General features: G+C 57.0%; 27 protein-coding genes. 11 read left to right on the plus strand and 16 right to left on the minus strand.

Going from position 1 to position 23,908, the window contains the following annotated elements; genetic code table 11:
- Nucleotides 1–84: 84 nt before the first annotated feature.
- Together DVA44_RS17865 and DVA44_RS17870 are read right to left on the minus strand one after the other, a co-directional pair.
- On the minus strand, nucleotides 85–564 hold the full coding sequence (locus tag DVA44_RS17865) for a type VI secretion system tube protein TssD (protein WP_114387711.1): 480 nt from the start codon (nucleotides 562–564) through the stop codon (nucleotides 85–87).
- A gap of 216 nt (nucleotides 565–780) precedes the next feature.
- On the minus strand, nucleotides 781–1,470 hold the full coding sequence (locus DVA44_RS17870) for a hypothetical protein (RefSeq protein WP_114315674.1): 690 nt from the start codon (nucleotides 1,468–1,470) through the stop codon (nucleotides 781–783).
- Between the two features lie 624 nt (nucleotides 1,471–2,094).
- On the opposite strand from DVA44_RS17870, the gene DVA44_RS17875 reads away from it, so the two are divergent.
- Together DVA44_RS17875 and DVA44_RS17880 are read left to right on the plus strand one after the other, a co-directional pair.
- Entirely contained in the window at nucleotides 2,095–3,993 is a 1,899-nt protein-coding gene (locus DVA44_RS17875) for a tyrosine-protein phosphatase (RefSeq protein ID WP_139157110.1), read from the plus strand.
- Nucleotides 3,994–4,037: 44 nt separating this feature from the next.
- Nucleotides 4,038–5,185, plus strand: a protein-coding gene (locus DVA44_RS17880; RefSeq protein ID WP_114386812.1) for an IS3 family transposase whose coding sequence is annotated in 2 segments (ribosomal slippage) — nucleotides 4,038–4,275 and nucleotides 4,275–5,185 — 1,149 coding nt in all. Because the reading frame shifts where the segments join, the coding sequence is not laid out codon by codon here.
- 1 nt (nucleotide 5,186) lies between these two features.
- Here DVA44_RS17880 and DVA44_RS17885 read toward each other — a convergent pair.
- Entirely contained in the window at nucleotides 5,187–5,381 is a 195-nt protein-coding gene (locus DVA44_RS17885) for a hypothetical protein (protein WP_114387713.1), read from the minus strand.
- Nucleotides 5,382–5,629: 248 nt separating this feature from the next.
- On the opposite strand from DVA44_RS17885, the gene DVA44_RS17890 reads away from it, so the two are divergent.
- Nucleotides 5,630–6,232 carry a LysE family translocator gene (locus DVA44_RS17890; protein WP_114387714.1) on the plus strand — a complete coding sequence of 201 codons (603 nt, stop codon included), beginning with the start codon at nucleotides 5,630–5,632 and terminating at the stop codon, nucleotides 6,230–6,232.
- 84 nt (nucleotides 6,233–6,316) lie between these two features.
- Here DVA44_RS17890 and DVA44_RS17895 read toward each other — a convergent pair whose 3' ends face one another.
- From DVA44_RS17895 to DVA44_RS17955, 13 genes are all read right to left on the minus strand, one after another.
- On the minus strand, nucleotides 6,317–6,709 hold the full coding sequence (locus DVA44_RS17895; RefSeq protein WP_246842301.1) for a cell envelope integrity TolA C-terminal domain-containing protein: 393 nt from the start codon (nucleotides 6,707–6,709) through the stop codon (nucleotides 6,317–6,319).
- Nucleotides 6,710–6,862: 153 nt separating this feature from the next.
- Complete coding sequence (locus DVA44_RS17900) at nucleotides 6,863–7,195, minus strand: DUF1493 family protein (protein ID WP_114315679.1); 333 nt, start codon at nucleotides 7,193–7,195, stop codon at nucleotides 6,863–6,865.
- A gap of 9 nt (nucleotides 7,196–7,204) precedes the next feature.
- A complete protein-coding gene (locus DVA44_RS17905; RefSeq protein ID WP_103824149.1) occupies nucleotides 7,205–7,654 on the minus strand; it encodes an STM2901 family protein in 450 nt (149 codons plus the stop codon).
- Between the two features lie 12 nt (nucleotides 7,655–7,666).
- Nucleotides 7,667–8,149: a type VI secretion system tube protein TssD gene (locus DVA44_RS17910; protein ID WP_114315680.1), complete on the minus strand. Its 483-nt coding sequence runs from the start codon at nucleotides 8,147–8,149 to the stop codon at nucleotides 7,667–7,669.
- Nucleotides 8,150–8,337: 188 nt separating this feature from the next.
- Nucleotides 8,338–8,793: a hydrogenase maturation peptidase HycI gene (hycI, locus tag DVA44_RS17915; protein ID WP_114315681.1), complete on the minus strand. Its 456-nt coding sequence runs from the start codon at nucleotides 8,791–8,793 to the stop codon at nucleotides 8,338–8,340.
- A complete protein-coding gene (locus tag DVA44_RS17920; protein WP_114315682.1) occupies nucleotides 8,786–9,196 on the minus strand; it encodes a formate hydrogenlyase maturation HycH family protein in 411 nt (136 codons plus the stop codon). The genes hycI and DVA44_RS17920 overlap by 8 nt, the downstream gene beginning before the upstream one ends.
- Nucleotides 9,196–9,960, minus strand: coding sequence for an NADH-quinone oxidoreductase subunit B family protein (gene nuoB, locus DVA44_RS17925; protein WP_103178602.1), 765 nt, complete (start codon nucleotides 9,958–9,960; stop codon nucleotides 9,196–9,198). The genes DVA44_RS17920 and nuoB overlap by 1 nt, the downstream gene beginning before the upstream one ends.
- The gene (locus tag DVA44_RS17930) at nucleotides 9,957–10,502 is read right to left on the minus strand and encodes a formate hydrogenlyase complex iron-sulfur subunit (protein WP_114315683.1); all 546 of its coding nucleotides are present in this window, start codon (nucleotides 10,500–10,502) and stop codon (nucleotides 9,957–9,959) included. Before DVA44_RS17930 ends, nuoB begins: the two co-directional genes overlap by 4 nt.
- Before the next feature lie 9 nt (nucleotides 10,503–10,511).
- A complete protein-coding gene (gene hycE / locus DVA44_RS17935) occupies nucleotides 10,512–12,221 on the minus strand; it encodes a formate hydrogenlyase subunit HycE (protein ID WP_114315684.1) in 1,710 nt (569 codons plus the stop codon).
- A gap of 15 nt (nucleotides 12,222–12,236) precedes the next feature.
- Entirely contained in the window at nucleotides 12,237–13,160 is a 924-nt protein-coding gene (locus DVA44_RS17940) for a respiratory chain complex I subunit 1 family protein (protein WP_114315685.1), read from the minus strand.
- 2 nt (nucleotides 13,161–13,162) lie between these two features.
- Complete coding sequence (gene hycC / locus DVA44_RS17945) at nucleotides 13,163–14,992, minus strand: formate hydrogenlyase subunit 3 (protein ID WP_114387715.1); 1,830 nt, start codon at nucleotides 14,990–14,992, stop codon at nucleotides 13,163–13,165.
- The gene (locus DVA44_RS17950) at nucleotides 14,992–15,597 is read right to left on the minus strand and encodes a 4Fe-4S dicluster domain-containing protein (RefSeq protein ID WP_103824141.1); all 606 of its coding nucleotides are present in this window, start codon (nucleotides 15,595–15,597) and stop codon (nucleotides 14,992–14,994) included. Before DVA44_RS17950 ends, hycC begins: the two co-directional genes overlap by 1 nt.
- A 77-nt stretch (nucleotides 15,598–15,674) precedes the next feature.
- Nucleotides 15,675–16,133, minus strand: a complete 459-nt coding sequence (locus tag DVA44_RS17955; RefSeq protein WP_168194495.1) for a transcriptional regulator — start codon at nucleotides 16,131–16,133, stop codon at nucleotides 15,675–15,677.
- Between the two features lie 232 nt (nucleotides 16,134–16,365).
- Between DVA44_RS17955 and hypA the strand changes: the two genes are divergently transcribed.
- The 8 genes from hypA to DVA44_RS17995 all read left to right on the plus strand — a co-directional run bounded on the left by hypA (nucleotide 16,366) and on the right by DVA44_RS17995 (nucleotide 23,904).
- Nucleotides 16,366–16,716, plus strand: coding sequence for a hydrogenase maturation nickel metallochaperone HypA (hypA, locus tag DVA44_RS17960; RefSeq protein WP_114315689.1), 351 nt, complete (start codon nucleotides 16,366–16,368; stop codon nucleotides 16,714–16,716).
- A 3-nt stretch (nucleotides 16,717–16,719) separates the two neighbouring features.
- Nucleotides 16,720–17,592 carry a hydrogenase nickel incorporation protein HypB gene (gene hypB / locus DVA44_RS17965; RefSeq protein ID WP_114387716.1) on the plus strand — a complete coding sequence of 291 codons (873 nt, stop codon included), beginning with the start codon at nucleotides 16,720–16,722 and terminating at the stop codon, nucleotides 17,590–17,592.
- Nucleotides 17,583–17,861 carry a HypC/HybG/HupF family hydrogenase formation chaperone gene (locus DVA44_RS17970; RefSeq protein ID WP_114387717.1) on the plus strand — a complete coding sequence of 93 codons (279 nt, stop codon included), beginning with the start codon at nucleotides 17,583–17,585 and terminating at the stop codon, nucleotides 17,859–17,861. The genes hypB and DVA44_RS17970 overlap by 10 nt, the downstream gene beginning before the upstream one ends.
- Complete coding sequence (gene hypD, locus DVA44_RS17975; RefSeq protein WP_114387718.1) at nucleotides 17,861–18,982, plus strand: hydrogenase formation protein HypD; 1,122 nt, start codon at nucleotides 17,861–17,863, stop codon at nucleotides 18,980–18,982. Before DVA44_RS17970 ends, hypD begins: the two co-directional genes overlap by 1 nt.
- Nucleotides 18,979–19,989, plus strand: coding sequence for a hydrogenase expression/formation protein HypE (hypE, locus tag DVA44_RS17980; RefSeq protein ID WP_114387719.1), 1,011 nt, complete (start codon nucleotides 18,979–18,981; stop codon nucleotides 19,987–19,989). The genes hypD and hypE overlap by 4 nt, the downstream gene beginning before the upstream one ends.
- Nucleotides 19,990–20,040: 51 nt before the next feature.
- On the plus strand, nucleotides 20,041–22,125 hold the full coding sequence (flhA, locus tag DVA44_RS17985) for a formate hydrogenlyase transcriptional activator FlhA (RefSeq protein ID WP_103824136.1): 2,085 nt from the start codon (nucleotides 20,041–20,043) through the stop codon (nucleotides 22,123–22,125).
- Nucleotides 22,126–22,182: 57 nt separating this feature from the next.
- Nucleotides 22,183–22,827, plus strand: a complete 645-nt coding sequence (gene entD, locus DVA44_RS17990) for an enterobactin synthase subunit EntD (protein WP_114387720.1) — start codon at nucleotides 22,183–22,185, stop codon at nucleotides 22,825–22,827.
- A 135-nt stretch (nucleotides 22,828–22,962) separates the two neighbouring features.
- Nucleotides 22,963–23,904 (plus strand): D-ribose ABC transporter substrate-binding protein, encoded by a 942-nt coding sequence (locus tag DVA44_RS17995; RefSeq protein WP_103824134.1) that lies wholly within the window; start codon nucleotides 22,963–22,965, stop codon nucleotides 23,902–23,904.
- The last annotated feature ends 4 nt before the right edge of the window (nucleotides 23,905–23,908 follow it).

A 23,908-nucleotide genomic window follows, 5' to 3' on the forward strand; every position in this document is an offset into this window, starting at 1 on the left:
AAGGGTTTTATTGAGAGGTGTCACTGTCGTCGTCAGAAGTGACGATGACAGGATTGCACTTTTATTTAGAAATGATGAACTCGATCATGCACAGCATCGCTCATTCCATGAGTCACGGTAGATAATATTCCCATCTGTATATTTCCAGGTGATCGCCTCGTAACGTAACTCCAGCGTTTCAAGATGAGTACTACTCATTCCATTCGGAGCCAGATAGGGTGCAACAGTTGTAAATTTCACATTCTCCAGAATGATATTAAAATATTCAGCCTCAATACCTGAATCAATGATTCGGTACATCTTAATTGTGGCTTTCTTCATCGTTCTTCCTTCACATACTGCACGATAAAGAAGCGGCGTGGTCCGGTCGAACTCTTTTACTATAGTGACGGGGCGATGGACACGCGTCCCGGTAAGCTTTCCCAGATTCGGATCCACCGGAATGGTGACACCGTGGGAGAACGACTTAAGCTCAATTGAGCCTAACCGTAGCGGCATAATGCAGCCACCTACAACTGGAGAGCCATTTTCATCTTCAAGCCATAAATGGGCGGGTGTAGACATATAACGTCCTTATTATTTCAAAAATTTAAATTGAGCTTTACCACTTAATGAAAATTAGAACAACTAAAAAAAACACAGGTATAGGCCATAAAGGACCGTTTGGAAAAAAATGTATCAGCACCAATGCGAATAATATTGTTAAAATGGACGGACCATAGTAAGAGAGTAAAGACTTAAATATCCGCCTGAATATTCTATATATTATATTAATCATGGTTAACTAATCATCTTAGTGATGATATCAGCTATATCGCTATCCGATGTTGAATGAGAGAATGCTCCGGCTCGTTCAAATAATGGTTCTACCAGGAAATACATCATTTCAAGCTCCCGTGAGTACAACGCTGCGTAATAGGCTGGATAGATATATTTCAGACGTTGCGCACTGTCGGCCGCTTTCTGCACGACGCCATACATACCCACAACGGCAACAACTCCTCCGGCCTTACCGCCAACCGACGCACTCATTTCAAGACTTAAGTTCATACCAATAGCGACACAGTAAGCGACCGCTAGCGCGAATCCTGCGCTGGTGAGAGCATTTGCGTCAATATGAACGTTAACCGCCATTAACTTACGCTTGATATTCTCTAACTGCTCAGACGTTTTGTACTGAAATATATCATTGAAATAAATACGAAGCATTTCACAGGCAATATCATTGTTCTGAAAGACCTGTACAACGCCATTTGCAAAACGAACATCTTCATTCTTTTGGTTTCTACAAACATCCTGATAATCATCTGTAAAACAGGATGTGTAATAAAGGGCTCGTTTAGCACCTGCGCCTATGGTTTCTATCTGCGTGGAAACCACTTCTCTAACGCCTGTTAGCGCACGATCGAGCTTTAACGCAAGAATATTGTTTGCTTGTAAATAGCTAATAACGTCATTGTTATAATTCATAGCCGCCCTGGCAATTTAGCTTAAGTCAACCCAGCGAGTATAAGAGGTAAAATTTAATGAGTAAATAAGCAAATTATATTTTGCATCTAATAAGTTCATAAGAGAACTTTTAAACGTTCTGGGTAATAGTTATGGCATTTATAGGGGCTGTCATCGACATAAGTAACGATGACAGTTTTGATATTTTCGCTGCGGATGTTAAAGGGGCAGGAAATATCATTTTCATGATAAGCAATAGTATCAACATCGTAGGCCGGGCAAGCGAAGCGCGCCCGGCATAGACTTTCTGGAAAGTGCCTCGCAACCTCTAAATTAACCTTATCCAATTCATGGTTAACGCTTTTATAACTGTAATCAGGCTCGTAGAGTGACTGCGTTGCGGCAAATCCACAATCGGTCGCAGGAACCCGTATTCTACATAGCGATATTTATAAGTCGCAGCAGCGCTTATCCTTCAGGCTCGCGGCGGCAGTGGCGAGCCCCTTTATTGATTCAAAGAGAAGGTAAGGTTGCATCATTCGATACCCTTCATAATCAATAATATGATCTATTTTGCAACATTAATGCAACATTTCCTCAATATACTCCGCGCCTTGTTTACATTTATTGACAAGGAGTATTGCTTTGAAATCGTCCGTACGTCCTCTGGCTGTCCTGATTTGCCTGTTCTGCACCACCGCCCAGGCTGAAACTCTCCTCAACACGCCCCGTCTCGCCGGGATCGATAATCTCCGCGATATAGCCGGAATCGATACGGCCTACACCACCACCTATAACGGTGAGATGCGCTCCGGCGTTTTCTATCGCTCCAATGCCCTGACGCCCCAGGGCGACGATCTTGCCACGCTCAACAGCCTGGCGATTTCCACGGTGATTGATGTCCGCTCCCCGTCGGAAGTGGCCGCACAGGCCGATACGCTGCCTGATGGCAGTCGATATGTGAACATCGACCTCATCGGGGATAACGGCACGTTCGTGATTGATCTCAGTAAGATGACCGTCGGCGATGTGGACGCGATGATGGAAGAGGGAGAGCGTAGCTTTGTCACCAGCGATTATGCCCGTCAGGGACTCGGCGAAGTCTTCCGGGAGCTGGCTAACGCGGATGATGCTGCGCTCTATCACTGCACGGCAGGTAAGGATCGCACGGGGTGGATTAGTGCGGTATTGCAATCAATAGCGGGCGTCAGTCAGGACGATATTATGGCGAACTATCTCGCCACCAACGACTACACAGCGGCACGCCTTAATGCCACCGTCGCCATGCTGCCGGCCTCGATGAAAGAGACGTACGGCGCACTGATGGGGGTGCGTGCAAACTGGTTGCAGGCTGGCCTGGATCAGGTCATCGCCAGCTATGGTTCAATGGACAGTTACCTTAAGGACGGGCTGGGCCTCGACCAGGCCACCATTTATGTGCTCAGAGGCAAGATGGTGCGCTATCTGACGCTGCCCGGTCAGGAAAACCTGTCTGGCAATGCGGGGGCTGGGGCCAGCGCGCTAAATGCTCTGCAGGATTCGGCACTCTCCGGACACTACACCGCGTTCAACTATTATCTCCAGAATGCCATCGATCAGAGATCGTTAGGCGGCGTGGAAAAACAAATTGGCGGCCAGGTTCATGCTGATGCCGAAAGCTATCTGCTGCGTCAGCCATCACGACAGTACGACGCCATTGCACCACAGATTACAGGCCGTAACCTTCAGACGGAGCAGTCTCAGGTCTGGCTGCAAGGGCTGACAAGTTACCTTGGAACAGACAGCCACGACGGCGCAAGTTCCAGTAATGAGCATACCAACGGAGCGCTTGTGGGCGTCACGCACCGCTTTAATGACTCCGCAACCGCTAACGGTGCCATCGGTTACAGCCAGGGTTCTGTTTCTGCGGCAGGAGGTGATGTAAAAACCCATACCACCTCGGCTACGCTCGGTGCTCGCTATGGTTTCCGTTCACTTAACAGCGGTCCATGGGCGGGTATACAGGGGAGTGCGGGATACATCGACTATGAGAGCGAGCGACATCTGGGGGGTGGCTTAGGTACGGCTCATGGGGACAGCAGCGGTCAGTACTACAGCGGCCGGGCCTCAGTGGGTTGGCTCACCAGAGCATCCTCACTGACGCTCGATCCCGCGCTGGGAGTGCAGGTCACTCACCTTTCGATTGATGGATTTCAGGAGAAAGGCAGCGAACTGGCGCTGGATATGGCAGGCGTGAATGAAACGCAAACCAGCGCAACCGCCGATCTGGGCATAGCCCTGTTGCCGCAACAGGTGGGAAGCTGGGCGCTAACGCCGGGCATCAATCTGGGCTATGAACGCCTGTTGAATGACGATAGCGTGAACAGTCACGGAACGCTGTATGGAATAGGTATTGATCAAACCTCTTCATTCGGCAGCAAAAATCTGTACAAAGCGGGTCTGCGTCTGAACGGGGAATACCGTAATATCACGGTCGCGACGCGCGTGGATTATCTCTCAGCAGATACTCACAGCGACGGTGTTACTGAATCGCCACGGGTTTAACAGACACCTCAGAGTCATTTAAGATGACTTAAAGAGAGGTGCCCATGAGCGGTAAGCGTTATCCCGAAGAGTTTAAAATTGAAGCGGTAAAACAGGTTGTTGATCGCGGCCATTCTGTTTCCAGCGTGGCAACACGTCTCGGTATCACCACCCACAGTCTTTATGCCTGGATAAAGGCATATGGCCCGGATTCCTCAACCAATAAAGTCCAGTCAGACGCTCAGGCCGAGATCCGACGCCTCCAGAAAGAGCTGAAGCGGGTTACCGACGAACGGGACATATTAAAAAAAGCCGCGGCGTACTTCGCAAAGCTGTCCGACTGAGGTACGCCTTTATCCGTGACAACACCCATTGCTGGCCTGTCCGACTGCTTTGTCGGGTGCTGGATGTGCATCCGAGTGGTTTTTACGCCTGGCTTCAGCAGCCGGATTCACGGCGGCATCATGCTGACCTGAGGCTGACGGGGCTGATAAAGCAGTTCTGGCTGGAGTCGGGTTGCGTTTATGGTTATCGCAAGATCCACCTCGACCTGCGGGATACCGGACAACAGTGCGGAGTTAACCGTGTCTGGCGACTGATGAAGCGAGCCGGGATAAGGGCTCAGGTCGGGTACCGTAGCCCACGGGCACGTAAGGGTGAAACCAGCATCGTGACGCCCAACAGGCTCCAGCGGCAGTTCAACCCGGAAGCACCGGATGAGCGTTGGGTAACGGACATCACTTACATCCGGACTCACGAAGGCTGGCTGTATCTGGCTGTGGTTGTTGACCTGTTCTCGCGCAAAGTTATTGGCTGGTCAATGCAGCCCCGGATGACAAAGGATATTGTCCTGAATGCACTTCTGATGGCCGTGTGGCGACGTAATCCTCAAAAGCAGGTGCTGGTTCATTCTGATCAAGGCAGTCAGTACACAAGCTATGAGTGGCAGTCGTTCCTGAAATCATACGGGCTGGAGGGCAGTATGAGCCGTCGCGGTAACTGTCATGACAACGCAGTCGCAGAAAGTTTTTTCCAGCTACTGAAACGTGAACGGATAAAGAAAAAGATCTACGGAACGCGAGAAGAAGCCCGCGGTGATATTTTTGATTACATCGAAATGTTTTATAACAGTAAGCGTCGGCATGGTTCGAGTGATCATATGCCACCAACTGAATACGAAAACCAATATTATCAGCGGCTCGGAAGTGTCTAGATTATCTGTGGCGATTCAGGTTAAATTCCCAGCGCAGCGTAGTAACAGCAATAAGAAGAATGCAGGTAATCAAAAAATAGAGCGTGCCGCGATGACGTTGATGCGCGGGAAACAGCGCCCGAACCAGCAACAGCGTTAAGGCCAACAGCGTTAATACAGGAAAGGGCACAGAAGGCATGGTGGCAAAATCAATCAAGATATTGGCTGGTAATCATTGCACATTTCCCAAACACTATCTCCTCTTATAAAAAGCAGGTGAACTACATCAGTAAGCTATGTGCCAACGTCCGCTCCTGGCACGTAGCGGACCGCTTGAAGAGCCATATGGTCTTCTAAGAGCGAAGAGCGGGCATTCTTTGATAATGAACAGTCCATGGCTCCTAAAACAACGAGATGACTACTGAGCTTGCAGAGAGAAGAGACGTTACATAATATTGAAAGCATATGGAAATTAATCTCATTGGCTTTTTACCTGTATTACTGCCTGTTGCATTATCACCCGGTGCAAGTTTCACACTTGTCATGAGCAGTGCACTGTCTGGTGGGCGCAATGGTCTTGTCAGAACCCTCGCCGGAACAGCATTGGGTATTTACACTCATGCTCTTCTGATTGGACTGGGTATAACTGCCCTTATTGTTTCATCTCCCGCAGTTTACGATGTCATAAAACTTGCAGGTACCCTTTATCTTCTTTGGTTGGGTTTTATGCTCATCAGAAGCGGCTTGAGTGCAAAGCTCAATCACCGGAATAATGGCATGACCACAGTTACTCTAAGAGATGCTTGGCTGGCTAATATCTTAAATCCTAAAGCTATTATCTTTTACCTCACTGTTGTTTCTCAGTTTAGCGGTAAGCATGGTGGCGTAGAGAATTACCTGGCATTAGCTTCTGTGCACGTAGCAGTTATGAGTCTTTGGCTTATTGCCATTAGCCATACCCTGGTCTTCTCAGCCAAAAAGGTTAATCCAGCGCAGCTAAAAAAATACGTGAACACAGCTGGAGGGACTCTACTCATCATTTTTTCACTACATAATCTTGCACACTGAGTTCTGAAAACTCAGCAAGCTATAGTCTTGAGAGGCAACGTCTGCTCTTGGCACAAAGCGGACATTCCAGCGTTATTTACCCGCCTACCCCCGCATATCAAACCCAACCTTTTGAAAATCCCGATACACCTCCGGATTACTAAACGCCGGGAACGTCGCTTTTTGGGCTGCCACTTTCAACGCTTCACAATACTCTTTATCGCCATCGCTGGTAGATACCTTTAACGCCCTACTATCCTGCGCAAATTCCATATGCAGCCTGCATTTCTTTCCCTTCCAGCGTTCTGGCTCAGCGATTTCATCCTCTATCGCCGCCTTGATTCCCCGTGCCTGCGAGCCCCACTCATCCTGATCGTCCCAGCGGCCAGAACTGCAACTGCCCAATGCTGAGGTTTTGTGGCATCCCGAAGGTTGTAACGGCGCACACCCTGCCGCCAGGCTAACCACTACTGCAAGCATGAACATCTTCCCTGGCATTTCGCGTGCTCCTGTTAAAATTACTGGCGCGTTATTTTCGGCATTACGGATTATCAGACTGCGGACCGGTGCCGCCGATTATGCTGTTCAGATATAGAACAGCTAGCAGAACTGAACGGTATCAACTAAACATCCAGACCCTACTGGCGTAACTTAATCAAATAACCATTTACCTGCTTCGGCAGATTCAGCGAACATACGTACAGTAAGTGGTAAGCGGGTTGCCTCAACGTCTTTCTGTTTAACGTTACCAAACCATCGTTTTAGCCGAGGAATATTCTGCCAGGGGAAATAGTAACGCCACTTCACATTTGACAGATCCACGTTGAATATCTGCTCATACTTAATCAAAACGTAATGTAGATCATCTCCTGGCACGTCAAATAAATCAGAATCCAGTACAAGCATTACCTCTTTGCCCTCATTGTCGAGTTCCTTCGAGATCTCTTTGTTGAATAATTCAAGTACCTCATTAGCGATTGTCATATTTTTGCATCAAAAAGATGTGAACTGAATACGGTCTTTAGGGCGAGCAATCAGGTTGTATTTTGCCTGAGTTTTACGTGAGACCTGGTACAATGAATTGACCAGCCCAACCCAGCCAATCCATGGAACATAACGAGCAATGACAGCGGCGAGACTATTAGTCGTTCTCATTCTTATACCGACGGGAGTTTTAACTCTCAAGCCAAAGGGTACTTTTGTATCCTTAAGCAGCATTCGTGCATACTTAGAGACAACACTCGTTCCTTTGATAGCCGTTCCTGGCTTCGTTCTTGTTTCCAGCCATGGTTGACCAGCAAGGATAGCAGCACCAGACGAAACCCCGATCCCGAATTCATCACAAAATTGCTCGAGGAATATCACATCAAATAGTTCGCCAGCCGTCAGGTTAGATTGACCGTGATAAAAGTATGTTCCGTTTCTTTCTTCTGTGGTATCCATCCACTCACCTCATTAAGCCGTCTGGCGTTCGTTCCATGCATCGGTGAAAATAATATTCCCATCGTTATGCTTCCATGTGATTGTTTCGTAGCGAAGCTCCACCGATTCAAGGTGATTGTTATTCCGATCTTCTGGAGAAGCCATTGTAGGGGTAACTGAAACAATACGAACACCTTCAAGAAGAATATTGAAGTATTCCGCTTCCTGGCCTGCATCATTAATTTTATAGAATTTCAGTTCGCATTTAACTAAGCGCTGGCCCGTGGCTACTGCTTTATACAGGTATGGGGAGGAGGGGTCGAACTCTTTGGTGATCAGCATTGCCGAATGCTGGCGCGGGCCTGTTGGTTTACCGGTAAAATTATCGGTTGGTATGGATAAGTTATGGTGAAAACCCTTGAATTCGATGCTGTAGTCCCGGTGTTGAACATCGCAGCCACCTTTAATTAAAGCGCCGCCATCGTCGTAAAGCCACATGTTGCCAGGAATAGCCATTTCCACATCTCCGTGTTGTAAATCCATATTCTGAGTGTGGATTATACAGAAATAGCGCAGGAATTATACGGCAGGCATAAAAAAGCCGCTTACGCGGCTTCGGGATTAAACGTGGTCTGCTGGAGTCCCGCTGTGGATTTCGGCAAGTCTCAGCTATTCAGTTTTTAGATCCGTACAGAATCTCCCCCTCACAACTCCCCAAACACCAGCACCCCATCCCGGTCTACCAGACTTTCATAAACCCTCTCGACGGCCCCCTTCACCTTCTCCGTCATCGGATAATAAAACCCCACAATATCCGGCTGGATGCCAAGGAAAACCACCTCCCCCACATCCCCCTTCAGCTGATCCACCAGATAATTCAGCGGCATATTATGCGTCGTCATCATAAACATCTCGGCAATATCGTCCGGGTCAATACGGCGGATCTCACCTGGGTTGAGTCCCATATCCGTCGCATCCACAATCAGCAGCCGCGCCGGGCGCAGCTCGCGGATCGCGACCACGTCGTTTTCCGGCGCGCTGCCGCCGTCGAACACCACCCAGTCGCCGCGCGGGGCTTCCCGGCACATCTCGGCCAGCAGCGGACCGGCGCCGTCGTCGCCCATCATGCTGTTGCCGACGCAGAGTAAAACATCAGTCACGTTGCCTCCTCACCATCAGGTAGATGGCATTTTCCTGGTGAATGGCGTGGAGCATGCCCAGCAATGCTTCGCTCCATTCCTGCTGCTGCGCCGTCTGCCGCGCTATCGCGGCGTCAAAGGCGCTGGCCAGCATCACAATATGATTACTGTCGATGACAATCTCCCCGTAGCGCGGCACGCCCTCCATCTTGCGCCGCGCCTCGCTCCCCGCTTCGAGGGTGGCGATCCAGTCCAGATAGGCCTCCCACGGGCAGGTGAGCGCCGCCTCCAGGCAGTCGATCACCCCCAGATGATGGCCGATGGCCAGCCCGTAGTAGATCACCTGCTGGGCATCAGCAGGCGTGTTGTCATTCTGGTCAATGAACTTGCGGCTGAGCTGGCTGAATACCACCGTCTCACTCATCACACACGCTCCTGCCCGACCACCTCGAGGAGGTTACCCACGATCTCGTTCAGGCGCGGATCGTTCTCGTTTGCCAGCCAGCGGGCCACGCTTTCGTCGCCCTCGATCAGATGGCGCATAAAGTCGTCGGCGATCTGGCGGCCATAGCGGTAGCCTGCCAGGCGGCGGGCGGCGCGGTCGATGCGCACCCGCAGGGGCTGGACCATCTCCGGGTGCAGCAGTTCGGCGGGCTGGTTGTCCTGGCTGCCCGGCTCGCGGGCGTGGATTTTTTGCTCCAGCAGCCCCAGCGCCATGGCAAAACCGTAGAGCGTGGCGGCAGGCGACGGCGGGCAGCCGGGAATGTAGACATCCACCGGCACGATTTTGTCGGTGCCGCCCCAGACGCAGTACAGGTCGTGGAAGATGCCGCCGGAGTTGCCGCAGGCCCCGTAGGAGATGCAGATCTTCGGATCGGGGGCAGACTCCCACGCCCGCAGCGCCGGGGAGCGCATGGCGCGGGTCACCGCCCCGGTGAACAGCAGAATGTCGGCGTGACGCGGAGATGGCACCACCTTGATGCCAAAGCGCTCGGTGTCGAAGATGGGCGACAGGGTGGCGAAGATCTCAATCTCGCAGCCGTTGCAACCGCCGCAGTCCACGCGGTAGACGTAGGCGGAGCGTTTGATTTTTTTCAGCAGCGAGGCCTTCATGCTGGCGATGGACTCGTCCACCGTGACGGGGACCGGGATCCCCTGCTCGTTACGTGGCCCTAACAGTTCGCTCATCGTGTCGCTTCCTCCATTTCCCGGGTCAGCTGGATCTTGTCCGCCGGGGTCAGCCCCTGCAGGCGCTTGCAGTCCGGGCAGGTTTCAAAACTCTCGCGATGCGATTCGGCGCGCTGGTCGCCGTTGTGGCGCAGCAGGGCGATCGCGTAATCAATCTCTTTCTGCACCGCATACGGGCGCTTGCAGACCCGGCAGTGACAGATGTCAAAGCGCGACTGTTGCAGGAAATCCGCTTTGCTCCACACCGCCAGCTCATACTCCTGGGAGAGCTTAATGGCGGTGGTCGGGCAGACCTCTTCGCAGCGTCCGCAGAAGATGCAGCGCCCCAGGTTGAACTGCCAGGCCAACTGGCCGTTTTTTAAATCGGTTTCCACCGTCAGGGCATTGGACGGACAGGCGTTTACGCAGGCCGCGCAGCCGATACACTGCTGAGGATCGTGCTCCGGCTTGCCACGCATATTTTTGTCGACCGCAATCGGCTGGAGGGGATAGGACTCCGTCACCGTGCCGGTTTTGATCACTTTTTTGATAAAGGTAAACATGGCAAGTCCTTATTTCAGCGGCGAATTTTTGCGTTCAATGCTGTAGCGCTCCAGCTCTTTGTACGGCACCACCTGGCTTTTCTTCTTGCGCACGTCCACCACCGTCATGCGGTCGGTGCAGGAGTAGCAAGGATCGAGGCTGCCGATAATCAGCGGCGCGTCGGAGACGGTGTTGCCGCGCAGCATGTAGCGCAGGGTCGGCCAGTTGGCGTAGGTGGCCGCCCGGCAGCGCCAGCGCCACAGCTTCTGGTTGTCGCCGGTCATGCTCCAGTGGATATCGTCCCCGCGCGGCGCTTCGCTAAAGCCCAGCGCAAAGCGGTTCGGGATGTAGGTGAAACCCTCCACCATCAGCGCGCCGCCCGGCAGGTTGTCCAGGCCGAAGTCGATCATGTTCAGGGCGGTAAAGACCTCGTTGATGCGCACCTTCAGGCGGGAGATGACGTCGCAGCCCTGCTCGCTGTGCACTTCCATCGGCAGCAGGCCGTAACCGACAAACGGGTGATCGGCGCGGGTGTCGCGGGCGTGGCCGCTGGCGCGCACCATCGGGCCGACGTTGCTAAAATCGCGGGCGATCTGCGGGTCGAGACGGCCCACGCCGACGGTCCGCTGTTCGATGTTCGGCGTGCTCAGCAGAATATCCACCAGATCCTGCACCTCACGGCGCATCTGCTGGGCCAGCTGGCGGGTGGCGATCATGTCCTCTTTCAGCAGATCGCGACGGATGCCGCCGATCAGGTTCAGGCCGTAGGTTTTACGCGCCCCGGTGAGGATCTCCGCCATCTTCATGGAGGTCTCACGCACGCGGAAGAACTGCATAAAGCCGGAGTCAAAGCCGACGAAGTGGCAGGCCAGGCCGAGGTTGAGCAGGTGCGAGTGCAGGCGCTCCACCTCCAGCAGAATGGCGCGGATCATCTGGGCGCGTTCCGGCACCACGATCCCCATCGCGTTCTCCACCGAGGTGGTGTAGGCGGTGCTGTGAGCAAAGCCGCAGATGCCGCAGACGCGATCTGACAGGAAGGTCACTTCGTTGTAGCCCATCCGCGTTTCGGCCAGCTTCTCCATGCCGCGGTGGACGTAGAACAGGCGGTAGTCGGCGTCGATGATGTTCTCGCCGTCGACGAACAGGCGGAAGTGGCCCGGCTCGTCGGAGGTGACGTGCAGCGGACCAATCGGCACCACGTTATTTTTCTTGTCGCCGAGTTCGTTAATGAACTCGTAGGTCTCTTTGTCGGTGGTCGGCGCCGGACGCTGGCGGTAATCCATGCTGTCTTTACGCAGCGGATAGAGTTCGTCCGGCCAGTCATCCGGCAGCACCAAGCGACGCTCGTCCGGCAGCCCGACCGGGATCAGGCCATACATGTCGCGCACTTCGCGCTCGCCCCAGACGGCAGCAGGTACGCGCGGGGTGACGGAGGGGAACTCTGGCTTATCGGCGTCCACTTCCACGCGCACGGTGAGCCAGCAGCGGGTGCCCTGCTCCATCGACAGCACGTAATAGACGGCATAGCTGCCGCAGAGCTGGCGTTCATCGTTGCCAAAGAGCACCGACAGCCAGCCGCCCTGTTTGTAATAGAGGAACTCGACCACTTCCGGCAGGTAGTTGATTTTCACCGTGACGGTGATTTGATCTTTGGTCTGCCAGGCTTCATCCAGCACCACGCCTGGGAAGGCCTGGTGCAGTGCGGCGAGATAGTGTTGACCAATTTTTTCTTCAGACATGGGTATTCTCTACAGTCACGCCGCCAGCAAGGAGACGAAAGCTAAAAATGCCAGACCAAAACCGGTCCAGGTAATTCGTGAGGTGGCGTTAAAGCGCAGGCGCGCCATGCTGTTCTCGAACAGGGCGATCACCAGCACGCCCACGACCAGCTTGACCACTGCCACCACCACCGCCAGCAGCAGGCCGCCTGCGGAGAAGTGGCTCATCTGTCCCCAGGGGATAAACACCCCGACGAACATCTGCAGCACCACCAGCTGTTTCAGGCTGATGCCCCACTTGAGGAGCGCAAAGCCCGCCCCGCTGTACTCTGACAGTGGCCCTTCCTGCAGCTCCTGCTCCGCTTCGGCAAGGTCAAACGGCAGCTTGCCCATCTCGATAAAGGTGGCGAAGGCGCAGGCGCACAGAGCAAGGAATAGCGTTACGGTGTGCGCCGCCGGCCAGTGGTAGATGGTGGCGGTAACCGCGCTGATGTGGGTGGTGCCTGCCACCTGAGCGGCAACCCACAGACCCAGCAGCAGGATCGGCTCCACCAGTACGCCGAGCATCGCTTCGCGGCTGGCGCCAATCCCGGTGAACGGGCTGCCGGTATCGAGCCCGGCGATGGCGAAGAAGAAGCGCGCGATGGCGAAGAGGTAGATCAGGGTGATGAGATCCCCCAGCGCGGGCAGCGGTGAAGCGAGCGTAATCACCGGCAGCGCGCTGGCGATGGCGAACATCACCCCCACCATCACCAACGGCATCAGGCGGAAGACCCAGCCAGAGGCGGCCGGGGCCACGCTCTGGCGGCCCAGCAGCTTGATGAGATCGCGGTACTCCTGGAAGATATCCGGCCCGCGACGGGTATGCAGACGGGCGCGGGCCACGCGGGTGATGCCCGCCAGCAGCGGCGCTGCGGCAAAGAGCACCAGCGCCTGAATCAGTGCGTAGATCAAAGTCATGTTCAGGCTCCTCGGGAGATAACGACAACCACCAGCACCGCCAGCTCAATCAGGGCGATACGGTGGAACAACACGGCGGTGCAGTCGCACTGCCAGCCAGGGATAAAGCGAACCGGGTTAAGCCATTTGCGCAGCTTCAGCACCGGCGCGAAGGACTCCTTAACCGGCATGGCAAAGCCGTGGGCGGTGATGACCATCGACTGCTCGTGGTCGTAGCCGCACACCCAGGCAAAGCCGCGGGCGCGGTTCGCCAGGCGGTTGCCTTTGAAGAGCACCAGCACGATAAAGGGCAGCAGCAGCCCCGCCAGCAGCAGGAGGGTGATCATCGGCTGGGAGACGGTGTTTACCGTTCCGCCGTTCACCGGGAACAGGTGGCCAATCATCGGCAGAAGCCACGGCGCGGCCACGCCGCCCGCCACGCAGCAGAGCGCCGCCAGCACGGTGCTGGCGGTCATCAGCCACGGGGCGCAGCAGGCGTTTTCCGCCTCCGGGGTGCGCGGTGCGCCGAGGAATGTGACGCCGTAGACTTTCGCCATACACATCACCGCCAGCGCGCCGGTGATCGCCAGCCCCGTAGCCAGCAGTGGCCCCAGCAGGCGGGCAACAAAGGCGTCGTGGGTGCCGAGGTTAAAGAAGGACTGGTAGATCACCCACTCCCCGGCAAACCCGTTCAGCGGCGGCAGGGCCGCCATCGCCATCAGCCCCACCAGCATCGCAAGGGAGATGAGCGGCATTTTTTTGCCGATGCCGCCGAGCTTCTCGATGTCGCGATGGCCGGTGCGATACCACACCGCGCCCGCGCCGAGGAACAGCGTGGTTTTAAACAGGCCGTGGTTCACCAGGTGATAGAGCCCGCCGGTAAAGCCCAGCGCCACCAGCAGCGGGCTTTGCAGCGCGATGCCGGTCACCCCTGCCCCCAGGCCGAGCAGGATAATGCCGATGTTCTCCAGAGTGTGGTACGCCAGCAGGCGCTGGATGTTGTGCTCCATCAGGGCATAGAGTCCGCCGACAAAGGCGGTGATCATGCCCAGCACCAGCAGCAGCACCCCGAGCCACAGCGGCGGCAGCGCCCCGCAAAGCGCGATGGTCAGCATGCCGTAGAGGCCCACCTTCATCACCACCGTGGAGAAGAGCGCCGCGGCAGGCGCGCTGGCGTTCGCATGCGCCTGGGGTGCCCAGCCGTGCAGCGGGATCACCCCCGCCAGCAGGCCAAAGCCCGCCAGACCCGGCAGCCAGATGCTGGCCCCCGGCGCCTGGTCTGAGGCCATCGCCCCCATCGCCGCGAAGTCCAGGGTGCCGTAGTAGCGCCACGCCTGCCAGCAGGCGAAGGCCAGCAGCAGCGTCCCCAGACGTCCCAGCACAAACCAGAGCTTGCCGGACTGGGCGCAGCCGGTAAGAAACGCGCCGCACAGGGCCATGATCTCCGCCATCACCACCAGCCAGCCGAGGTTATCGACCATGATCGCGGCGACGGCGGCGGCCATCAGCAGGTTGGTCAGCAGGCCGTTACTTTTGGCCTGCGGGTGGCGATGCCAGGCGACAGTAAACAGGCTGATGAGCAGCGCCGGCAGGCCGATGGCGATAAGCCACACCGCCCGGATGCCGCTCATCTGGATGTTGACGTGAAGCCAGGCGATCTCCCCCGTCTGTGAAAGGTGCGGCGCGGCCAGCAGCGCAACTCCTCCTGCCGTCACCGCCAGGGCGCTGGCAATCGCCCCGCCAAAGCCGGTAATGGCGCCGCTGAGGGTGCGGTTGGCGCTGAACACCAGCGCCAGCACGGCGCTGACGAGGTACCAGCCCAGCGCCTGGTTAATTAACGAAAAAACAGTCATCAGCGCTCTCCTTGTTGCGACTGGAACAACGACAGATCGCCCAGATCCGTATTGATAGTGAGCTCGCGTTTGCGCTTGCTGGCGCGGGCGATATCCTGGTTATTCACCAGACGCAGGGATTTGGTCGGACAGGTGCGTACGCACGCCGGGCCGTCCGGATCGAAGTGGCACAGGTCGCACTTCACCGCGATGGCACGCACGCCCGGCACCCAGTCGAGGAACGGGCTGACGCGGGCCGGGGCTGGTGGGGCCATCGGCGCTTTCGGGGTGTTGCTGTTGGCGGGGATCGCCAGCGGGCGACTGCCGGCAAACTCAATGGCGCCAAACGGACAGGCGATGCCGCACAGCTTACAGCTGACGCACAGGCTTTCATTGAGCTGGATAGCGCCGTCAACGCGGGTAATGGCGTTGACCGGGCAGACCTGGGCGCAGGGGGCGTCTTCGCAGTGATGACAGAGCTGCGGCGCGGAGTCTTTACTGTTACGCATCACTTTCAGCCGCGGCTGGCTTTGCAGGCCATGCTGGCGATGGTTTTCTGAACAGGCCGCCTCACAGGTGTGGCAGCCGATACAGAGCGAGGGATCAGCAATTACAAAACGATTCACCTGGTTTCCTCTGGTGATAGTCATTTTTGACGAAAAACGGGCGGAAGTGTCATTTTCGACACCTGTCGACACCCGGCTCAGACCGCAGCGTGGTGCTGCGCGAGGACGGCGAGGGTCAGGGATTCGCCGCGCTGCGTTGCCTGCCAGATCGCGGCGTAAACCCCACTGATTTTATTCAGGAAATGGTTCAGCACCGCCTCACGCTGGTCGATGTTGATCTCGCCATCCAGCATGCCGTCGTCACCGAGGCGGGCGCGGCCAATCAGCACGCTTTCTGGGTTATCGCGCTCTTCAACGGTGTAATTGAAGATATGCCCGTTGAACGCCTGCTCCGGCGTGACGCGAATAAGGAAGTGGTCGAACAGCCAGAAGCCGAGCCCGCTGTCGGTGTGGCAGCCCACGGTAAGGTGCAGGCTGGCTTTAGAGAGGGTGATAGCCTGAATCAACGAATTGCCGTAGTGGTTCCAGTGGGATCGCAGCACCCGCTGCTGTCCGGCAATGATGGTGGCCTTCTCACTTAATTCGGAAAGTGTCATGTGACGTACCTGATGCGTAATGTGTAAAGAGTTCGCTCCCTTAAGCACGTTTCGTGCCATTTTTTAATTTATTGAATTTAAGTAAAATAATTTTTAAAGCCGTTGGGATCACAAAAAATGACATGTCATTTCGTCATCTTTGACCGTGCGCCGTGTCCGCTCTCGCCACCCTGCTGCTAAAAGATGGCATCAATATTGCTTAATCCGGCCAGACTTTACCGGGAACAGCACAATGCACGAAATCACCCTCTGCCAGCAGGCGCTGGAATTGATTGAAAAACAGGCTCACCAGCATCAGGCGAAACGCGTGACGGGCGTCTGGCTGCGCGTCGGCGCCTTCTCCTGCGTGGAGAGCAGCGCCCTGCAGTTTTGCTTTGAGCTGGTGTGCCGCGAGACGGTCGCCGAAGGCTGCGCCCTGCATCTCGAAGAGCAGCAGGCGGAATGCTGGTGTCAGGATTGCAAAGCGTATGTCGAGCTGTTGACCCACCGCGTACGCCGCTGCCCGCAGTGCGGCGGGGCGAACCTGAATATCGTCGCCGACGACGGGCTGCATATCACGCGTCTGGAAATTGAACAGGAGTAAACCATGTGTACCACCTGCGGTTGCGATCAGGGCAACCTCTATATTGAAGGCGATGAGCATAATCCTCACTCCGCTTTTCGCAGCGCCCCCTTTGCGTCAGCACACCGTCCGGCGCTGCGCATCACCCGCGTGGACGCTCAGGCTTTTACCCCGAAAGAACCTCTGGCGGGCCAGCTGGATTATGGCCACGGCGAGGCGGGCACCCATGCTCCCGGCCTCAGCCAGCGCAAAATGGTGGAGATCGAGATGGACGTGCTGGGCAAAAACAACGACCTGGCCCGGCGCAACCGCGCGCAGTTCAGCGCCCGCAACCAGCTGGCGCTGAACCTGGTCTCCAGCCCCGGCTCCGGTAAAACCACCCTGCTGACCGAGACCTTAAAACGTTTGCAGCAGCGCGTACCCTGCGCGGTGATCGAGGGCGATCAGCAGACGGTGAACGACGCCGAGCGGATCCGCGCCACCGGCACCCCCGCCATCCAGGTCAACACCGGCAAGGGCTGCCATCTCGACGCGCAGATGATCGCGGATGCGATGGCGCGCCTGCCGCTGGAGGATGGCGGCATTATGTTTATTGAGAATGTCGGCAATCTGGTCTGCCCGGCGAGCTTCGATCTTGGCGAGCGCCATAAGGTGGCGGTGCTCTCCGTTACCGAAGGCGAGGACAAACCGCTGAAGTATCCGCACATGTTCGCCGCCGCCTCGCTGATGCTGCTGAACAAGGTCGACTTGCTGCCCTATCTGAATTTTGACGTGGAGAAATGCCTCGCCGCCGCCCGGGAAGTGAACCCGGAGATTGCGATTCTGCTGGTCTCCGCCACCCGCGGCGACGGGATGGACGCCTGGCTCGACTGGCTGGAGGCGCAGCGATGTGCATAGGCATTCCTGGAAAAATCAGCGCCATCCATGACGGCATGCAGGCCAGCGTGGAGGTGTGCGGCGTACTGCGCGATGTGGATCTGACCCTTGTTGGCGATTGCGACGAAAACGGCCAGAGCCGTCTCGGCCAGTGGGTGCTGGTGCATGTCGGCTTTGCCATGAGCGTGATTAACGAAGAGGAGGCGCTGGATACCCTTGCCGCCCTGCAGAACATGTTTGAGGTGGAGCCGGACGTCGGCCCGCTGCTGTTTGGCGAGGAGCCCCGCTGATGCGCTTTGTTGATGAATACCGCGACCCGCAAAAGGTGATGCAGCTGATCGAGGCCCTGAAGGCCCGGGCCGGGCTGCTGGCCTACACCGCTGCCCGTCCGCTGCGCATTATGGAGGTGTGCGGCGGTCACACCCACGCCATCTTTAAGTTCGGGCTGGATCAGCTCCTGCCCGACAACATCGAGTTTATTCACGGCCCCGGCTGTCCGGTCTGCGTCCTGCCGATGGGGCGGATCGATACCTGTATCGAAATCGCCAGCCATCCGGAGGTGATCTTCTGCACCTTCGGCGATGCGATGCGGGTGCCGGGGCAAAATGGCTCGCTGCTGGACGCCCGCATGCGCGGCGCGGATGTGCGGATCATCTACTCCCCCGCCGATGCGCTGAAGCTGGCCCGGCAGAATCCGGATCGCAAGGTGGTCTTCTTCGGGCTGGGGTTTGAAACCACTATGCCCGCCACCGCCCTGACCCTGCGCCAGGCAAAAGCGCTTAACGTGCAGAACTTCTTCTTTTTCTGCCAGCACATCACGCTGATCCCGGTGCTGAAAAGCCTGCTGGCGCAGCCGGAAAATGGCATCGACGCCTTCCTGGCGCCGGGGCACGTCAGCATGGTGATTGGCACCCATGCTTACGACTTTATCGCCGCCGAACATCAGCGCCCGCTGGCGGTGGCCGGTTTTGAACCGGTGGATCTGCTGCAGGGGGTGCTGATGCTGGTGGAGCAGAAGATTGCCGGCATAAGCCAGGTCGAAAATCAGTATCGCCGTATCGTCCCGGAAGGGGGCAACGCCGTGGCCCAGGCAGCCATCGCCGAGGTGTTCGGCATTGAAGGCGACAGCGAGTGGCGCGGGCTGGGGGTGATTTCGCACTCCGGCGTGCATCTCACCGAAGCGTATCGTCAGTTTGACGCCGAGCGTTACTTCCGCCCCCGGGCGCAACAGATTTGCGACGATCCCGAGGCGCGGTGCGGCGAGGTGCTCACCGGGCGCTGTAAACCGGCGCAGTGTCCGCTGTTTGGCGGCAAATGTACGCCACAAAGCGCCTTTGGCGCGCTGATGGTCTCATCGGAAGGGGCGTGCAGCGCCTGGTATCAGTACCGTTCTCAGGAGTGTGAAAGTTGAAACAGATAACCCTCGCCCACGGCAGCGGCGGACAAGCGATGCAGCAGCTGATCGGCGAGCTTTTTATGCGCGCCTTCGCCAACCCGCTGCTGGACGAACAGGAAGACCAGGCCCGAATCCCGCTGCACGAGCTGACCGCCCACGGCGACCGGCTGGCCTTTTCCACCGACAGCTACGTGATTGACCCGCTCTTCTTTCCGGGGGGTGATATCGGCAAGCTGGCCATCTGCGGCACCGCCAATGATGTCGCGGTAAGCGGGGCGATCCCGCGCTGGCTCTCCTGCGGCTTTATCCTCGAAGAGGGGCTGGAGATGGCGACCCTTGAGCGCATCGTCACCAGCATGGCCGCCACCGCGGCGGCGGCGGGCATTACCATCGTCACCGGCGATACCAAGGTGGTGCCGCGCGGCGCGGCGGACAAAGTGTTTATCAATACCGCCGGTATCGGTTCGGTGCCCGAGGGGGTAAACTGGGGCATGCGCCAGATTGAGGCCGGGGATGTGCTGCTGGTGAGCGGCACGCTCGGCGATCACGGCGCCACTATCCTTAACCTGCGCGAAGGGTTAGGTCTGGAGGGCGATCTGCAGAGCGACTGCGCTGTACTGACGCCGCTGATCCAGGCCCTGCGTGGCGAGCCCGGCATCAAAGCCCTGCGCGACGCCACCCGCGGCGGCGTGAACGCCGTGGCCCATGAGTTTGCCGCCAGCAGCGGCTGCGGGATTGAAATAGAAGAAGCCAGCCTGCCGGTGAAACCCGCCGTGCGCGGCGCGTGCGAGCTGCTGGGGCTTGATCCGCTCAACTTCGCCAACGAAGGCAAGCTGGCTATCGTGGTGGAACGCCAGGCGGCCGAACGGGTGCTGGCCCGGCTGCGGGAACACCCTTTAGGCGTGAACGCCGCTATTATTGGTGAGGTGGTTGAGCACAAAGGGGTACGACTTACCGGACTCTACGGCGTAAAACGGTCGCTGAATTTGCCCCACAGCGAGCCACTGCCGCGAATTTGCTGATCCGGGCGGCGCATTCGTCTCTCATTTTTCTGGATACTCTGGATAAAACGCATGTCGTATACACCCACCAACGATCCTGTCGATCACGGATTGTTCGACATTACCCGTACTTTGCTGCAACAGACCGATCTTTGCGCCCTGGCGCAGGCGCTGACCCAGCATGTCCGGCAGATAAACCTCGCCGATAGCGTCCATATTCTGCTCTGGCAGTCGGAATCGCGCCGGGTTTATCTCTACAGCACCGACGAACAGGGCTGTGATATCCGCTACGAAGATGAGCCCCTGCTGGCGAGCGGCCCTTTCCGCCGCATGCTTTCCCGCCCGGACGTGCTGCACTGCACGGCGGCGACCTTTAACGAGACCTGGCCGCAGCTTGCCGCCCTCGATCGTTATCCCTCGTTTGCTCACTATTGCCTGACGCCCATCGCCGCCGATGGCCGCATCTTCGGCGGCTGCGAGTTCTTGCGCACCCAGGAGAAGCCCTGGAGCGACAGCGATTTTTCCCGCCTGCAAACCCTGACCCAGGCGGCCGGGCTGGCCGTGGAGCAGATCCAGGCGCGGCTGCACAACAGCGATAACTACGACCTGCTTTGGCGGGAGCGTAACGATTTTCGCCTGCTGGTGGCGATCACCAACGCCGTGCTGTCGAAGCTCGACCTTGATGAGCTGGTGTCGGAGGTGGCGCAGGAGATCCAGCGCAACTTCGGCATTGACTCTATCAGCATGGTGCTGCGCAGCGATCGCAAAGGGAAACTACTTGTCTATTCCACCCACTACCTCGATAAAGAGGCGCCCCTGCACGACCAGAGCGAGGTGGACGAAAAGGGCACGCTGTCTGAAAAAGTGATGCGCAATAAGCAGATGCTGATGCTTAACCTGCATCACCGGGATCAGCACGCCCCCTATGAACGCATGCTGTTTGATATGTGGGGGGAGCAGGATCAGACCCTGTGCCTGTTCCCGCTGATGTTCCGCGACCGGGTGCTGGGCACCCTGAAGCTGGCGCAGTGCAAAGCCCAGGTGTTTACCCCATCCAATCTGAAGCTGCTGAACCAGATTGCCGAACGTGTCGCCATCGCCGTGGATAATGCCCTCTCCTACCGGGAAATCAGCCATCTCAAGGAGCGGTTGATCGACGAAAACCTGGCCCTGACCGAGCAGATCAACAACGTTGCCACCGATTTTGGCGAAATCATTGGCCGCAGCAGCGCCATGATGACGGTAATGAAGCAGGTGGAGATGGTCGCCCAGAGTAACAGCACCGTGCTGATCCTCGGCGAGACCGGCACCGGCAAGGAGCTGATTGCCCGCGCCATTCACAACCTGAGCGGGCGCCGCGATCGGCGGATGGTGAAGATGAACTGCGCGGCGATGCCTGCCGGGCTGCTGGAGAGCGATCTGTTTGGTCACGAACGCGGAGCCTTTACCGGCGCCAGCGCCCAGCGCATTGGCCGCTTTGAGCTGGCAGACAAAAGCACCCTGTTCCTGGATGAAGTGGGCGATATGCCCATTGAGCTTCAGCCTAAGCTGCTGCGCGTACTCCAGGAGCAGGAGTTTGAACGCCTCGGCAGCAACCGCATCATCCACACCGACGTGCGGCTGATTGCCGCCACCAACCGCGATCTGACGCAGATGGTGGCCGACCGCGAATTCCGCAGCGATCTCTACTATCGCCTTAACGTCTTCCCCATCTTCCTGCCGCCGCTGCGCGAACGCCCGGAAGATATTCCCCTGCTGGTGAAATCTTTCACCTTTAAGATTGCCCACCGGCTGGGGCGCAACATCGACAGCATACCTGCAGAGACCCTGCGCCAGCTCAGCAGGATGGAGTGGCCAGGCAACGTACGCGAGCTGGAAAACGTGATTGAGCGTGCCGTGTTGCTCACCCGCGGCAATGTCCTGCAGCTTTCGATGCCGGATATCGATTTTCATCGCGCCAGCAGTGCCGCACCGGAGACCGTGGTGAGCGATATCCGCGAAGGCGAGGAGGAGTATCAGCACATTGTGCGGGTGCTGAAAGAGACCAACGGGGTGATCGCCGGACCGCGAGGCGCAGCCCAGCGTCTGGGGCTGAAACGCACCACCCTGCTGTCGCGCATGAAGCGCCTGGGGATCGACAAAAACGCCCTCCTTTGAGCAACCGGGCCGCAAACAGGTTAAGATAGCGCTCCTTTTGTCCACCGCGAGAAGAACATGCAGACCACCCACGCCACATTTCTTCTCGCCGGACAGATCATTCACCGCGTCACCTTCGAGCCCGCCACTTTCACCGAGGCCGATCTGCTCTGGCTGCCGCACCATCACCAGCTCTCTGACGCCGGACGCAAACGCAAAGCCGACCACCTGGCCGGGCGCATCGCCGCCTTTCACGCCCTGAACAGGCAGGCCATTCCCGGCATCGGCAGCAGCGGCGAACCGCTGTGGCCTGCCGGGGTGCGGGGCAGCCTCTCCCACAGCGGCACGCAAGCGGTAGCGATTTGCCGCGATAATGGCCTGGTGGGGATCGATTGCGAAGCGATTATCGCGGAAAACGAAGCGCGTGAGATTCAGGATGGCGTGATTGATCCTGCTGAAGCCCAGGTGCTGGCCGACTGCGGTCTTCCCTTCGCGCTCGCCTTCACCCTGGTGTTTAGCGCCAAAGAGAGCCTGTTCAAAGCGCTCTTCCCTCAGGTACAGGCGTGGATGGGGTTTGAATGCGCGCGCGTCACCTCCCTGACCGCCGATGCTCTGACCTTAACGCTGACCCGCCTGCTTCCTCCCTTCACACAAAATCAGGTATTTACCGCGCACTGGCTGCGTAAAGACGCGACGGTCGTGACGCTGATTTGTGATGAATAATTGCTCAGGATCGTGATCCTTTTCTCCTTTTAAACAAATTAGCTGCCTGAACCGTAGACAGTTTTATCAGGCAGTCTTATCGTTACATTGAATAATAAATCATTATTGAATAAATATTCAATGTGGAGAAAAAGAATGAACACGACCTTTGTAAAATCCGCTTTACTGGCCTCAATGATCGCCGCTTCCGGTTCCCTGTTTGCCGCCGATAACGGACTCATTGCGATTATTACCCCCTCACACGACAACCCGTTCTTCAAGGCTGAAGCCGACGGCGCGGCGGCGAAGGCAAAGGAGCTGGGCTACACCACCCTTGTCGCCTCGCACGACGATGACGTGAACAAACAAAACCAGCTGATTGAAACTGCCATCGCCCGTAAGGCGAAAGCGATCATCCTGGATAACGCCGGGGCGGATGCCACCGTCGGTCCGCTGGAGAAGGCCAAAGCGGCAGGCGTCCCTGCTTTCCTGATCGATCGTGAAATCAATAAAACCGGCGTGGCGGTAGCGCAGATTGTCTCGAACAACTATCAGGGGGCGCAGCTCGGTGCGGAGAAATTCGTCAAGCTGCTGGACGGCAAAGGGAAATACGTTGAGCTGCTGGGCCGTCCGTCGGACACCAACGCCCACGTGCGCTCCCAGGGCTATCACGATGTGATCGACGACTACCCGGACATGAAGATGGTGGCGCAGCAGACCGCCAACTGGAGCCAGACCGAAGCCTTCACCCGTATGGAAGCCATCCTGCAGACCAACCCCGATATCGTGGGCGTGATCTCCGGTAACGACACCATGGCGCTGGGCGCCGAAGCCGCCCTGAAGGCCGCCGGGAAGAACAACGTGATTGTGGTCGGCTTTGACGGCAGCGACTACACCCGCGACTCGATCCTGAAGAACGGCAACATTAAAGCCACGGTGCTGCAGCCAGGCTGGCAGCAGGCGCAGATGGCCGTTGAGCAGGCCGACTACTACCTGAAAAACGGCAAAGCGCAAAAAGATGAGAAGCAGCTGATGGACTGCGTGCTCATCGACGAATCCAACGCCAGCAAGCTGAACCTGTTTAACCTCAGCAAATAAGCGG

It is taken from the genome of Leclercia sp. W17 (assembly GCF_003336325.1).
In the GTDB taxonomy this organism is placed as follows: Bacteria; Pseudomonadota; Gammaproteobacteria; order Enterobacterales; family Enterobacteriaceae; genus Enterobacter.